This window comes from Actinomyces howellii (assembly GCF_900637165.1).
Lineage (GTDB): Bacteria > Actinomycetota > Actinomycetes > Actinomycetales > Actinomycetaceae > Actinomyces > Actinomyces howellii.
In genome coordinates this window covers 673,349-687,653 of record NZ_LR134350.1, presented here as the reverse complement: position 1 = coordinate 687,653, position 14,305 = coordinate 673,349, and the positions used below count along the sequence as shown (strand labels likewise).

Here is a 14,305-nt window from a genome sequence, read left to right as displayed (position 1 = left end):
CAGGACAGGCGTGCGTCGTCGCCCCAGGCCCAGGGCCCAACCGGCCCGCCCGAGCGCAGCCGAGCTGCGCTCGGGCGGGCGGTGGCTGCGCGACTTCCCCCGGCGCTCCTGGCGGCTCCTGCGCAGGATGTGGGTCGCCGACCGCAGGCGGAGCCTGCTCATCGTCGCTGGCCTGGTCGTGCTCGCCGGGGTCCTGGCTCTCCTGGGCGCCGGGGGCACCGAGATCAGCGAGATCCTCGCCACCGTCGTCCTGGGCGCCCTCGTCCTGGCCGTCTCCCGGGACCACCGCACCGTCGGCTCGGTCGTCGTGTCCGTCCTGGCGCTCAGCCTCGTGGGGACCCTGGCCGGACCGCGCTGGACCCCCGAGCCGCTCACCACGGACATGACCCCCGTCACCTCTGACACGCGCATCGGCGGGCAGGTGCTCACCACCGCGGTGGGCTCCTACGAGGTCGACACCTCCACCGTCACTGTCACCCAGGCCGACGGCAGCCAGGTGCAGGCGCTCCTGCGGCGACCGGTGGGGGTGCGCGCCCCCACCCCGGGGGTCGTCTTCCTCCACGGGGCGGGCACCCAGAACATCGAGGGCTTCACCGAGCAGGCCACCGCCCTGGCCTCGGCGGGGATCACGACGATCGTGCCGGCCAAGCCCATGGAGGACTACTCCACGACCGCCCGGGACTATCCGGCCATGGCGCGGGACTACCAGCGCTCGGTCGACTACCTGCGCTCCCTCGAGGGCGTCGACCCCGAGCGCGTCGGCCTGTACGCCGAGTCCGAGGGCGGCTACCCGGGCGTGGTCCTGGCAGCCCGCGACCAGCGGATCGCCTTCCTCGTCCTGGCCTCGGCGCCCGTGGTCGAGCTGCGCCAGCAGGCGACCTTCGCCGCCGGGTCCTACCTCGAGCGCGTCGGGGTGCCCGCCCCGCTGCTCACCATCATCGCCCGTGTCCTGGGCAGCCAGGACATGCCGGGGGGCGGCTTCGACTACGCGGACTTCGACGCCCGCCCCTACGAGGAGCGGATCACCGCGCCGGTGCTCATGGTCTACGGCACGGCCGACGACTCGATGCCCCTGGTCCAGGGGCCGTTGACCATCCGCAGGTCCCTGGCGGTCAACGGCAACACGGCGCTGACCGTGCGCTACTACGAGGACGCCAACCACGGCCTCAAGCTGGGCGCGAGCACCGACGGCCCCCTGGCGCCCGGCGTGGCCCGCGACCTGGCCCGCTGGGTCGACGGCCTGCCCACCACCGCCCACGCCCTGCCCCACGTGGCGGGGGCGACTCCCGTCCAGGACTACTGGGCGCGCGCCCCCGGGCCGACCCGGTGGTACGCCTCGGGTGACCTCATGCTGGCCGCTCTGGGCCTGGGCCTGGGCCTGGTGCTCCTGGCCTGCCTCGTCTGGCTGGTCGGCCAGGGGCCGCGCCTGCGCGGCCGGCGGGGCCTGCACCTGCCCGACCCCCTGGGGCGGTGGACGGCCTCCCTGTGCCTGAGCGTCGTGGCGGCCTGGGTGCTCTACCTCGCCTACATCTGGGCCGTGGTCATCCTGGCCATGAGCTATCGGACCAACCACTGGCTGTCCTACGGGGGATGGCTCCTGGCCCAGGCCACCGCGCTGGGCTCCGTCGTGCTCCTGGTCAAGGTCGTCCAACGGGCGGCGACCATGCGAACCGCCCCGTCCCGGCCAGCCGCTCTCCGGCTGACCGCCACGGGCCGGGTCGTCCTGGGCTCAGCGCTGACCGGGGCGGTCATCCTGCTCGTCGCCCTGTCCTACTGGGGCCTGTTCCCGATGCTCGTGTGACAGGACGCCCCAGGTGGAGGACGTCGTCCGGTCATGCGACGCGGGGGACCGGTGTGCGCGACACTGGTACCCGACGTACCGGACCGACCAGCGAAGGACACCGCAATGACGCCACCCCCAGCCGCCACCGACGCCGGCACCCGCACCTGCCCCGACGACCTGTGGGAGCTCGGCTCCCGCGCGGTGGACCGTGCCCGGGCCTGGGCGGACGCCTCGGTGGACGAGCCGACACCGCGCACCGCCAGGCTGCTCGCGACGATCCTGGCCGACCCCGAGGGCCTGGCCTTCACGACCCGTTTCGTCGACGACGTCATCCGGCCCACCGACCTCGACGTCGCGGCCAGGGCCCTGACGCGCCTGGCCGCGGGCCGCAAGGACTTCCTGCCCCCGGCGCTGACCGCGGCCATGGGTCTGGGAGGGGCTGCCGGGCGCCTGGCGCCGCGCGCCGTCGTCAGGGCCGCGCGGCGCACCTTCCGCGAGATCGTCGGCGACCTCGTGGTCGACGCGACCGACCGGGGGCTCGGCCCCGCCCTGGCCCGGTTGCGCACGGGCGGGAACCGGCTCAACGTCAACCTCCTGGGCGAGGCCGTCCTGGGTGAGGGCGAGGCGGCCCGACGTCTGGCCGAGGTCTCCCGGCTCGTGTCCCGCCCCGACGTCGACTACGTGTCGGTCAAGGTCTCGGCCGTCACCGGCCCGCACAACCCCTGGGGCTTTGAGGAGGTCGTCGCCCACGGCGTCGAGGCGCTCACGCCCCTGTACCTCCTGGCCCGCGATCACGGGACCTTCCTCAACCTCGACATGGAGGACTACAAGGACCTCGACCTCACCATCGCGGTGTTCACCGCGGTGCTCGACCAGCCCGAGCTGCGCGGCTACGAGGCGGGCATCGTCCTGCAGGCCTACCTGCCGGACTCCCTGGCGGCCATGGAGCGCCTCCAGCAGTGGGCGGCCGCCCGCGTCGAGGCCGGAGGCGCGCGCATCAAGGTGCGCGTGGTCAAGGGCGCCAACCTGTCCATGGAGACCGTCGACGCCGAGATCCACGGCTGGGAGCTGACCACCTGGCCCACGAAGCAGGACACCGACACCGCATACAAGCGGATGCTCACCTGGGCGATGACGCCCGAGCGCACCCGCGCGGTCCGCCTGGGGGTCGCGGGCCAGAACCTCTTCGACATCGCCTTCGCCTACGAGCTGCGCGCCTCCCGGGGCCTGGAGGACACCGACGCCGTCGAGTTCGAGATGCTCTCGGGCATGGCCACCGAGCTCCAGGCCGTCGTGCGTCGCGACACCGGCCACCTGCTCCTGTACGTGCCGGTGGTCGACCCCACGGAGTTCGACGTCGCCATCGCCTACCTCGTGCGCCGCCTGGAGGAGAACGCCGCACCGGCCAACTTCATGTCCGGGGTCTTCGACATCGCCACCGACCCCGAGGTCTTCGCCCGCGAGCGCGACCGCTTCCTGGACTCCCTCGCCCAGGTCGACCCCGCGGCGCCCCTGCCCGCCCCCCGCCGCCTCCAGAACCGCCAGGCCGAGGAGGAGGCCGGACCCGGCCACGCCGAGGGCACCGTGGCGGAGCAGGCGCGCAGGCCCTTCGTCTCCGCCCCCGACTCCGACCCGGCGCTCGCGGTCAACCGGCAGTGGGCGGAGCGGATCGCCCGGGCCGTGCCCGGCTCACGCCGTGGTCTCGAGGAGGTCACCGCCTCCGCGCAGCGCCTGGCGCAGACCGCGGACGTCGACCTGCTCGTGACCGCCATGAGCCGGGCGGCCGGCGACTGGCACGAGCTGGGTGCCGAGGGTCGTGCGGCGGTCCTTCACCGGGTCGGTGACGTCCTGGCCGCCCGGCGCGGCGAGCTCATCGAGGTGGCCGCCTCCGAGGCGGGCAAGACGATCGACCAGTCCGACCCCGAGGTCTCCGAGGCCATCGACTTCTGCCACCACTACGCCGCCCAGAGCCTCCTGCTTGAGGACCCCGGCTACATGCACGGCTCGGTCCTGCGCCCGGTCGACGTCACCGTCGTGGCCTCGCCGTGGAACTTCCCGCTCGCCATCCCGGTGGGGGGCGTGGCCGCCGCCCTGGCCACCGGCTCCACGGTCGTGCTCAAGCCCGCCCCGCCCGCCAGGCGCTGCGGCGCCGAGATCGTGCGCGCCTTCCACGACGCCGGCGTTCCCGAGGAGGTCCTGGCCCTGGCCGCCATCGAGGACGGGGAGGTCTCCCGGCACCTGGTCACCCACCCCGGGGTGGGCCGGGTCATCCTGACCGGTTCCTACGACACCGCACGACTGTTCCGCTCCTGGAGGCCCGAGATGCACCTGCTGGGGGAGACCAGCGGGAAGAACGCCATCATCGTCACCCCCTCGGCCGACCCCGACCTGGCGGTGCGTGACACCGTGTCCTCCGCCTTCGCCCACGCCGGGCAGAAGTGCTCGGCCAGCTCCCTGCTCATCCTCGTGGGCTCGGCGGGGCGCTCGGCCCGGATCGCCCGTCAGCTCGTCGACGCCACCGCCTCCCTGCGGGTGCGCGGGCCCGAGCACCTCGACTCCCAGGTCGGCCCGGTCGTCCAGCCCGACGACCCCAAGGCGCTGCGCGGCCTGACCCAGCTCGGTGCGGGCGAGCACTGGGTGCTGCGTCCCGAGCACCTCGGGGACGGGCTGTGGAGGCCCGGGATCCGCGCCGGGGTGGTGCCCGGCAGCGAGTTCCACCACACCGAGTACTTCGCCCCGGTGCTCGGGGTCATGCGGGTCGAGACCCTGGCCGAGGCCATCGAGGCGGTCAACGCGGTGGACTACGGGCTGACCTCGGGCCTCCAGACCCTCGACTCCACCGAGCTCGAGCAGTGGCTGGAGTCAGTCCAGGCCGGCAACCTCTACGTCAACCGCGGCATCACCGGCGCCATCGTGCGCCGTCAGCCCTTCGGGGGGTGGAAGCGCTCGGCCATCGGCTCGACGACGAAGGCGGGCGGGCCGAGCTACCTCCTGGGCCTGGGGGACCTTGTCGCCCTCCAGGCTGAGCCCGCCGAGGACCTCGAGGCCCACGACGACCTGGCCGCCACCCTCGATCCCCGGGTCGCATCCGTCTACGACGCGGTGCGCACCGGGCTCGACCGCCACGAGGTGGCCGCTCTGCGTCGGGCGCTCGTGGCTGACGCCGAGGCGTGGCAGGAGGCCTACGGGCGTGCCGTTGACGTCACCGGCCTGGCCTGCGAGCGCAACGTCCTGCGCTACGTGCCCACCGAGGTGGTCGTGCGCGCGGGGGCGGGAACGGCGGTGGCCGACCTGGCCCGCGTCCTGGCGGCCGGGGTGCTCGCCGGAGGCCCCCTGCGCCTGTCGGTGGCCGAGGAGCCGGCCCCCGCCCTGCGCGAGGCCCTCGAGGGCGCGGGGGTCGAGGTGAGCCTCGAGGCGCCCGCGGTGTGGGATGCCCGCCTGGCCGACCTGGCGGGCTCGGGCGCTCTGGGCGTGCGCGTGCGCGTGCTCGGCCCCCGGGACCAGGACCCGCAGGACCGGTGGGCACAGGCGTGCTGGGTCGCCGCGGGCAGCCCCGACGTCGCCCTGTACACCGGCGCCGTGACGGCCAACCCCCACGGCGAGCTGCTGCCCTTCGTGCGCGAGCAGTCGGTGAGCGTGACCGCCCACCGCTTCGGCACGCCCCTGGACCTGGCCGAGGGCCTGCTCTAGGGCACAAGGCTCGGTGTCGCGCGCCGCTGTGTGACAACAGCGGCCGCAGTGCTGTAGGTTCGCCTCGTGCGCGTGACACCGAGCCTGCTGCTTAGTCGCCGCGGCGGGGCCTGACCAGGCCGGCACCCCGACCGCGGCCACTTCGCGTTGCCAGCCACCGGGTCCCCCGGAGCGACCAGCGGCACCTCAGGCCGCTGGGTCGACCACATCCGGAACACCTCCGGACCGCCGTCGGACCCGTGCTCAGCACAGCACCCCCAGGAGTACCCCATGCGTACCGCACGCCCCGCACCCCAGCAGCCCTCCGGCATGCCCTTCGGCAAGTACGTGCCCTTCCTCGACACACTGACCACCGACCTGCCGGACCGCACCTGGCCGTCCCGACGGATCACCCACGCCCCGCGCTGGCTGAGCACCGACCTGCGTGACGGCAACCAGTCCCTCATCGAGCCGATGGCCCCGGCGGCCAAGCGGGCCTTGTTCGACCTGCTCGTCTCGATGGGATTCAAGGAGATCGAGGTCGGCTTCCCCGCCGCCTCCCAGACCGACTTCGACTTCGTGCGCTCGCTGGTCGAGGACGGCGCGGTCCCCGAGGACGTGACCATCTCGGTGCTCACCCAGTCCCGCGGCGACCTCATCGACCGCACCCTGGACGCCTGCGTCGGCCTGCCGCGCGCCACCGTCCACCTCTACAACGCGCTCGCGCCCCTGTTCCGCGACGTCGTGTTCCGTATGAGCCGCGACGACGTGCGCGAGCTGGCGGTCGACGGCACCCGGCAGGTCATCGCCCGTGCCGAGAAGGTCCTGACCGAGGACACCATCTTCGGCTTCGAGTACTCACCGGAGATCTTCGTCGACACCGAGCGCGAGTACGCCCTCGAGGTCTGCGAGGCCGTCATGGGGGTGTGGCAGCCCGAGACCGACCGGGAGATCATCCTCAACCTGCCCGCCACCGTCGAGCGGGCCACCCCCAACGTCTACGCCGACCAGATCGAGTGGATGAGCAGGAACCTGTCCCACCGCGAGGCCGTGTGCCTGTCCCTGCACACCCACAACGACCGGGGCTCGGGCGTGGCGGCCACCGAGCTGGGCCTGCTGGCCGGTGCCGACCGTGTCGAGGGCTGCCTGTTCGGTCACGGTGAGCGAACCGGCAACGTCGACCTGGTCACCCTCGCCCTCAACCTCTTCAGCCAGGGCATCGACCCGATGCTCGACCTGTCGGACATCGACGAGATCCGTCGCACCGTGGAGCGCTCGACGCAGATGGACGTGCCCCCGCGCACCCCGTATGTCGGCGAGCTCGTCTACACCTCCTTCTCGGGCTCCCACCAGGACGCCATCAAGAAGGGCTTCCTCGCCCGGGCCAAGCAGGTCGAGGACGCCAAGGCCCAGGGGATGGACGCCCAGGAGGCTGAGAACGCGGTGCCCTGGTCGATGCCCTACCTGCCCATCGACCCCCACGACGTGGGACGCTCCTACGAGGCGGTCGTGCGCGTCAACTCCCAGTCGGGCAAGGGCGGGGTCTCCTACCTGCTCAAGCACTCCCGCAACCTCGACCTGCCCCGTCGCCTGCAGATCGAGTTCTCCCGCATCGTCCAGCGCCACACCGACACCTACGGCGGGGAGGTCTCCTCCGACAAGATGTGGACGATCTTCGCCGACGAGTACCTGCCCGCCGCGGCGGCGCCGGGCGCCGAGTTGCCGGCCTGGGGCCGTTTCGAGCTCAAGGCCGCGACGCTGACCAGCAGCGGGGAGGAGGACTCGGTCCTGACCGTCACGATCGCCGACGGCGGGCGGCGCCAGCTGCTGACCGCCTCGGGCAACGGCCCGCTCGACGCCTTCGTCACCGCCCTGGAGCAGACCGGCGTCGAGGTGCGGATCCTCGACTACGCCGAGCACGCTCTGAGCCAGGGCCGTGACGCCTCGGCCGCCTCCTACGTCGAGTGCGAGGTCAACGGGCAGGTCCTGTGGGGAGTGGGGATCGACCCGTCGATCACGACCTCCTCCTTCAAGGCGGTCATCTCCGCGGTCAACCGCGCCCTGCGCTGAGGCCGGCGGTCGGGATCCCGGTCCCCGTGGCGCTGCGGCTCTACCGCGACGAGGCCCTCGTCCTGCGGACGTACCCGCTGGGCGAGGCCGACCGCATCATCGTCATGCTCACCCGTCACCACGGGCAGGTGCGCGCCGTCGCCAAGGGGGTGCGTCGTACGACCTCCCGCTTCGGCGCGCGCCTGGAGCCCTTCTCGATGATCGACGTCCAGCTCCACGCCGGGCGAAACCTCGACGTCGTCACCCAGGTCGACACGATCTCGCCCTTCGCGGGCGCGATCTGCGCGGACTACGCGGTCTTCACCTGCGCGGCGACAATGGTCGAGACCGCCGAGCGCCTCACCCACGACGACGGCGACCTGGGCACGACAGAGTCCCCCCAGCAGTTCCTCCTGCTCTACGGGGCCCTGTCCGCCCTGGCCCGCCGTCGCCACGCACCCGGGCTCGTGCTCGACTCCTACCTCCTGCGGGCCCTGGCACTTGCCGGCTGGGCTCCGTCCTTCTACGACTGCGCCCGCTGCGGGGCCCCCGGGCCCCACGCCGCCTTCCACGTCCAGGCAGGCGGGGCGGTCTGCCCGGACTGTCGCCCGGCCGGCTCGGTGGAGGTCGACACCCAGACCATGATCCTGCTCGGTGCCCTCCTGTCGGGCCAGTGGGTCGTCGCCGACGCCTCGGGCGCACGCGAGCGGGCGCAGGCGGCCGGGCTGGTGTCGGCATACTTGACCTGGCACCTCGAGCGGCGCCTGCGCTCGCTCTCCCACGTCGAAAGGGCCTGACCGTGACCGCAGACCAGCTCCCCGCACCGGCGCCGGCCGCCTCCCGGGCCGGTGCAGGTGCCGACCCCGCGGACGCTGCCGGCCCTGACGGACGCGTGCCGCTGCACCGTCCCGGGCTCGAGCCTCCTGCGCTGGCTGCCGGCACGGTCCCCGGCCACGTCGCCTGCGTCATGGACGGCAACGGACGGTGGGCCAACGCCCGTGGGCTGCCACGCACCGAGGGCCACCGGGTGGGGGAGGCCACCATGATGGACGTCATCGCCGGGGCCGTCGAGATCGGGGTCGAGGAGCTGAGCGTCTACGCCTTCTCCACCGAGAACTGGCGCCGTTCCCCGGCCGAGGTCCGCTTCCTCATGGGCTTCACCCGCACCGTCCTGCGTGCCCAGACCGACGACCTGCTCGAGTGGGGCGTGCGCGTGCGCTGGGTGGGGCGCGAGCCCAGGCTGTGGAAGTCGGTCCTGTCCGAGGTCCGTCGCTCCGAGCGGATCACGGCCGGCAACGAGCGGATGGTGCTCAACATGTGCCTCAACTACGGTGGGCGCGCTGAGATCGCCGACGCCGCCAGGGCGATCGCGCTCGACGTCGAGGCGGGTCGGCTCAAGGCCTCGGCCGTCAACGACAAGACGGTCCAGCGCTACCTGTACGCCCCCACGATGCGCGACGTCGACCTGTTCATCCGCACCGGGGGGGAGCAGCGCACCTCCAACTTCCTCATGTGGTCCTCGGCCTACGCCGAGCTGTACTTCTCCGACCTTCCCTGGCCCGAGTTCGACCGCACCGAGCTGTGGCGCGCCTGCCAGGCCTACGCCCACCGTGACCGCCGCTTCGGGGGCGCCGTCGACGCGGTTGCGGGCCAGTAGCTCCGGGGCCGGCACGCTGGTCCCCGCCTACGGGGAGCGCTCTGGTGACGCGAGGTGCCCCTCCCCGGTATCACCGCGAAGCCCCGGTCTCGTGCCACCAGTCCCGTACTCATGCCGCGAGCCCCGGCCTCGTGTCGCCGGTCCCGGCCTCGTGCCACCAGCCCCGGACCGGCCCGTGTCCCCGTCCCACCCCGTGGGAACAACCATCGAGGCCCTGCGGGTGGGGAGGCGCGTGGCGGCATGAGGCCGCCTGTCAGGCAGGGGATCCCTCCTCCGCCCGGGCCGAGCACGAGGCGCACAGGCCGAAGAACTCGGCGGTGTGCTCCATGCTCGTGAAGCCGTGCTCGGCCGAGACCGAGGAGATCCACGCCTCGAGCGCGCCACCGGCGACCTCCACGGTGTGCCCGCAGGAGCGGCACACGATGTGGTGGTGGTGCTCGGGGCGCTCGCAGGCGCGGTAGAGGGTCTCGCCCTCGGCGTTGCGGACCTGGTCGACGTCGCCCGCCTCGGCCAGCGCCGTGAGGTTGCGGTAGACCGTCGCCAGGCCCACCCGGGTCCCCTCGGCGTCGAGGGCGGCGTGGATCTGCTGGGCGGAGCGGAACTCCTCGGTGCGCTCCAGGATGTCGGCGACCGCAGCCCGCTGCCATGTCGCGCGCGGGCGGGTGGCCCTGTTCGTCCGGCTCATCGGCGTGCCTCCTCGTGGCTGCGGCTCCCACCCCGGCGGGTCACCGCCCGCGCCAGTCCCGACACCAGCGCGACCAAAGTGTAGGCCACGACGAGCAGGACGACGATCGTCGCCCCCGGAGAGGCCGCCACGACGTAGGTGATGGTCAGCCCCGACACGCAGGCGACGACCCCGATGCCCATGGCCAGGTGCATGGTCAGGCGGAAGGAGTGGGACACGAGCTGGGCGATGGCCACCGGGACGATCATGACCGCCGAGACGAGCAGCGCCCCGACCACCCGCATCGAGACCGACACCGTCAGCGCCGCGACGACGGCGACGGTCACGTTGAGGGCCGCCGTGGGCAGGCCGATGGCGCGGGCGAACTCCTCGTCGTGGGACAGGGCGAACAGGGGCCCGCGCAGCCCCAGGCCCACGAGGAGCACCCCGGTGGCCAGGACGATCGTGAACCACGCGTCGGAGACCGACACCGTGGCGATGGACCCGAAGAGGTAGCTCGTCAGGTTCGTCGTCGTCCCGCCTGCCAGGCGGATGAGCAGGACGCCGCCCGCGATCCCGCCGTAGAACAGGATCGCCAGGGCCACGTCCCCCCGGGTGCGCCCCCGGGCGCGGATGAGCTCGATGCTGATGGCGCCCAGCACCGAGGCGACGATCGCCCCCGGAACCGCCCACGCGTCGCGGGGCGAGGCGTGGGCGGCGGCCCCGGCCAGCCAGCCCAGGGCGACCCCGGTCAGCGCGACGTGCCCGATGCCGTCGCCCAGGAGCGCCAGCCCGCGCTGGACGAGGTAGGTGCCCACGACCGGCGCCGCCAGGCCCACGAGGACGGCGACGATGAAGGCGCGCTGCATGAGCGGGCTGGAGAGCATCTCGGTCAGAGTCGTGAGCGTCATGGGCGGGCGCCTCCGGGACGGTTGGTCGAGGTGGTCAGGGCAGGCGCGTGGTGGGCGGGGCGGCTCGCGTCGTGGGGGTGGGCGTCGTGGCCGTGGTCCCCGTGGGCAGCGGCCAGCTCGACGGCGGGTCCGTCGGAGGCGATCCGCCCGTCGTCCAGGACGACGGCGCGCTCGACGACCTCGGTCAGCTCGCCCATCTCGTGCAGGACGGTGACCAGCGTGACCCCCTGGTCGCGTAAGGACCGCAGGATCGATGCGAGGGCCTCGCGTGAGGCCCGGTCGATGCCGGCCAGGGGCTCGTCGAGGACGAGCAGCTCGGGGTCGCGCACGAGGGCACGGGCGATGAGGACCCGCTGGGACTGCCCCCCGGAGAGAACCTGGACGTGGTCCCCCGCGCGGTGGGCGAGCCCGACCGCGTTGAGAGCCTCCAGGGCGCGTCGCCGCGCCCGGGCACCGCGGTCGGCGAAGGGGCGTGCGCCGGACAGCAGGCCCGAGCGGACGACCTCGAGCGCCGTGGCGGGCACCCCGGAGGAGGCGCTGACCCGCTGGGGGACGTAGCCCACCCGTCCCCAGGGCACCGACCGGCGTCGCGCCACGTCGTGGCCGAACAGGCGCACCCGCCCCGAGCGCAGGGGGTGCAGGCCCAGGATCGTGCGCACAAGGGTCGACTTGCCCGAGCCGTTGGCACCCAGGAGCGCGACCGACTCCCCAGGGCCGACCTGGAGGTCGACCCGGTCGAGAACGAGGTCGGCGCCCAGGACCACCGAGGCCTCCCGCACGTCGATGACCTCCCCGCTGCTCGCGGCTTGCCGACCAGGCGGGAGCCCGGCCCCCAGGGACGGGGCCGAGCTCCCGCGTGACGCCGCGGCGTCGGAGCCTGAGACGCTCACTGGCAGGCCAGCGCCGTGCGCAGCTCGCCGAGGTTGGTCTCCATGGCGGTCGCGTAGTCGCCGTCCTGGGGGGCCGACTCGATCGGGTTGAGCACCGCGGTCGTCGCGCCGGTCTCGGAGGCCAGCGCCTGCGCGGTCTCGGGTGAGACGAGCTCCTCGGTGAAGATGACCGTCGTGCCCGTGGACTCCACCACCTGCTTGACCGCGGCCAGCTCGGCGGGGCTGGGCTCGTGCTCGGGGTCGAGCCCGGAGATCGAGGCCTGGGTGAGGTTGTAACGCTCCGCGAGGTAGCCGAAGGCCGAGTGGGCGGTCACGAAGGTCGTGCGCTCGCACTGCCCCAGGCCCTGGGTGTAGCTCTGGTCGATGCCCTCCATCGCGGTGCGCACGGCGGCGAGATTGGCCTCGAAGTCGGCGGCGTGGGCCGGGTCGGCCTCGGCCAGCGCCGCCTCGATGGCCTCGGCGGCCAGGATCATGCGCTGGGGGTCGAGCCAGAAGTGCGGGTCGAGGGTCTCGTCAGTGTGCTCGTCGGTGTGCTCGTCAGTGGCCTCGTCGGTGTGCGCGTCAGTGGCCTCGTCGGTGTGCGCGTCGGTCGCCTCCTCGCCGTGGTCGTGGTCGTCGACGACGCCGTCGTGGTGGGTGAGCTCCACCGAGTCGGCCAGGTCGAGGACGGTGGGGCCCGAGACCTGCGTGAGGGCGTCGTCGAGGGAGGGCTGGAAGCCCGAGACGTAGGTGACCAGGTCCACCGAGGACAGGTCCTGGACCTCCTTGGGGGAGAGCTCGAAGTCATGCGGCTCGGCGTTGGTGGGGGTGACGCTCGTGACGGTGACGTGCTCGCCGCCGACGGCCTCGGTGAGGTACTGGATCGGGTAGAAGGAGGCTGCGACGCTTACCGTCCCCGACCCGCCCGACCCGCCCGAGGAGGACGAGGAGGACTCAGAGTCCGAGGACAGGGCCGAGCATGCGGTCAGGGAGCCGGCGAGCGCCACGGCGGCAGCTGCCGCCAGGGGCCTGCGTGAGGGTGCGCTGAACAGTTTCATGGGAACCATTCTCAATCTGTGGGCGGAGCACGTCAAACCTGCGCGCCGGACCCCGCCGGAGGTCAGGCGGCACTCGCGTGCGTCGAGCGCGATCCGTCCCACCAGGCACCGTGACGCGACCAGGGCGGCTCCGCCCCTAGACTGGCGGCACTCGTTCCCACCAACCAGGTGCGGACAACGACGAACATGAGGAGTCACACGGTGGCACAGACCCCCTCGACGCTCGACCGCGTCATCAACCTCGCCAAGCGCCGCGGCTTCGTCTTCCCCTGCGGGGAGATCTACGGCGGGACACGTTCGGCCTGGGACTACGGCCCGTTGGGCGTCGAGCTCAAGGAGAACATCAAGCGCCAGTGGTGGCAGTACATGGTCCGATCCCGCGACGACGTCGTGGGCCTGGACTCCTCGGTCATCCTCCCGCGCGAGGTCTGGGTGGCCTCGGGACACGTCCAGGCCTTCACCGACCCGCTCGTGGAGTCCCTCCACACCCACAAGCGCTACCGGGCCGACCAGCTCATCGAGGAGTACGCCGAGCGCAAGGGCCTGGACCCCGAGTCCGTCACGCTGTCCGACGTGCCCGACCCGGTCACCGGTCAGCCCGGGGCCTGGACCGAGCCCAAGGCCTTCTCCGGGCTGCTCAAGACCTACCTCGGCCCGGTCGACGACGACGCGGGGCTGCACTACCTGCGCCCCGAGACCGCCCAGGGAATCTTCGTCAACTTCGCCAACGTCATGAGCGCGGCGCGCAAGAAGCCGCCCTTCGGCATCGGCCAGGTCGGCAAGTCCTTCCGCAACGAGATCACCCCGGGCAACTTCATCTTCCGCACCCGGGAGTTCGAGCAGATGGAGATGGAGTTCTTCGTCGAGCCCGGCACTGACGAGGAGTGGCACCAGTACTGGATCGACCACCGCAAGGCCTGGTACGTCGACCTGGGGATCGACCCGGAGAACATCAGGCTCTACGAGCACCCCGCCGAGAAGCTCTCCCACTACTCCAAGCGCACCGTGGACCTGGAGTACCGCTTCGGCTTCGCCGGCAGCGAGTGGGGCGAGCTCGAGGGGATCGCCAACCGCACCGACTTCGACCTGGGCACCCACGCCGAGCACTCCGGCAAGGACCTGTCCTACTTCGACCAGACCCGTGACGAGCGCTGGGTGCCCTACGTCATCGAGCCCGCGGCCGGACTGACCCGCTCCCTCATGGCCTTCCTCGTCGAGGCCTACCACGAGGACGAGGCCCCCAACACCAAGGGAGGGGTGGACACCCGGATCGTGCTGCGCCTCGACCCGCGCCTGTCCCCGGTCAAGGCCGCGGTCCTTCCGCTGAGCCGCAAGGAGGAGCTGACCGGGCCCGCCCGTGAGCTCGCCGCGCGCCTGCGCCGGTCCTGGAACGTCGAGTACGACGACGCCGGCGCCGTGGGCCGACGCTACCGCCGCCAGGACGAGGTCGGGACCCCGTGGTGCGTCACCTACGACTTCGACTCCCCCCAGGACGGTGCCGTCACCGTGCGCGAGCGCGACACGATGGCCCAGGAGCGCATCCCCCTGGAGGGCGTCGAGCGCTACCTTGCCGAGCGCCTCGTCGGCTGCTGACCGCCTGCCCGCCCCGTGGGCCGCTGCGCCGCGGGAGGGCCACCGCCCGGGC

At 72.8% G+C, this 14,305-nt stretch carries 10 protein-coding genes; 6 read left to right on the top strand and 4 right to left on the bottom strand.

Annotation, left to right across the window (positions count from 1 at the left end; genetic code table 11):
- Positions 1 to 10 precede the first annotated feature (10 nt).
- The 5 genes from EL245_RS13825 to uppS all read left to right on the top strand — a co-directional run bounded on the left by EL245_RS13825 (position 11) and on the right by uppS (position 9,158).
- Entirely contained in the window at positions 11 to 1,801 is a 1,791-nt protein-coding gene (locus EL245_RS13825) for an alpha/beta hydrolase family protein (protein ID WP_269471398.1), read from the top strand.
- A 105-nt stretch (positions 1,802 to 1,906) separates the two neighbouring features.
- Entirely contained in the window at positions 1,907 to 5,473 is a 3,567-nt protein-coding gene (locus EL245_RS02890; RefSeq protein ID WP_126381781.1) for a proline dehydrogenase family protein, read from the top strand.
- Positions 5,474 to 5,743: 270 nt separating this feature from the next.
- Positions 5,744 to 7,522, top strand: a complete 1,779-nt coding sequence (gene leuA / locus EL245_RS02885; RefSeq protein WP_126381780.1) for a 2-isopropylmalate synthase — start codon at positions 5,744 to 5,746, stop codon at positions 7,520 to 7,522.
- A 26-nt stretch (positions 7,523 to 7,548) separates the two neighbouring features.
- Positions 7,549 to 8,298, top strand: a complete 750-nt coding sequence (recO, locus tag EL245_RS02880) for a DNA repair protein RecO (protein WP_126381779.1) — start codon at positions 7,549 to 7,551, stop codon at positions 8,296 to 8,298.
- Positions 8,299 to 8,393: 95 nt separating this feature from the next.
- Complete coding sequence (gene uppS, locus EL245_RS02875) at positions 8,394 to 9,158, top strand: polyprenyl diphosphate synthase (RefSeq protein ID WP_126383931.1); 765 nt, start codon at positions 8,394 to 8,396, stop codon at positions 9,156 to 9,158.
- Between the two features lie 253 nt (positions 9,159 to 9,411).
- Here the strand turns inward: uppS and EL245_RS02870 are convergent, their stop codons facing one another.
- Genes EL245_RS02870 through EL245_RS02855 form a run of 4 tightly spaced genes read right to left on the bottom strand, consistent with a single transcriptional unit; the run spans position 9,412 to position 12,660 of the window.
- Positions 9,412 to 9,843: a Fur family transcriptional regulator gene (locus tag EL245_RS02870; RefSeq protein WP_126381778.1), complete on the bottom strand. Its 432-nt coding sequence runs from the start codon at positions 9,841 to 9,843 to the stop codon at positions 9,412 to 9,414.
- Complete coding sequence (locus EL245_RS02865) at positions 9,840 to 10,733, bottom strand: metal ABC transporter permease (protein WP_126381777.1); 894 nt, start codon at positions 10,731 to 10,733, stop codon at positions 9,840 to 9,842. Before EL245_RS02865 ends, EL245_RS02870 begins: the two co-directional genes overlap by 4 nt.
- Positions 10,730 to 11,623, bottom strand: coding sequence for a metal ABC transporter ATP-binding protein (locus EL245_RS02860; RefSeq protein WP_408608383.1), 894 nt, complete (start codon positions 11,621 to 11,623; stop codon positions 10,730 to 10,732). Before EL245_RS02860 ends, EL245_RS02865 begins: the two co-directional genes overlap by 4 nt.
- Positions 11,620 to 12,660 carry a metal ABC transporter solute-binding protein, Zn/Mn family gene (locus EL245_RS02855; RefSeq protein WP_232009846.1) on the bottom strand — a complete coding sequence of 347 codons (1,041 nt, stop codon included), beginning with the start codon at positions 12,658 to 12,660 and terminating at the stop codon, positions 11,620 to 11,622. Before EL245_RS02855 ends, EL245_RS02860 begins: the two co-directional genes overlap by 4 nt.
- A 201-nt stretch (positions 12,661 to 12,861) precedes the next feature.
- On the opposite strand from EL245_RS02855, the gene EL245_RS02850 reads away from it, so the two are divergent.
- Positions 12,862 to 14,253 (top strand): glycine--tRNA ligase, encoded by a 1,392-nt coding sequence (locus EL245_RS02850; RefSeq protein ID WP_126381775.1) that lies wholly within the window; start codon positions 12,862 to 12,864, stop codon positions 14,251 to 14,253.
- The last annotated feature ends 52 nt before the right edge of the window (positions 14,254 to 14,305 follow it).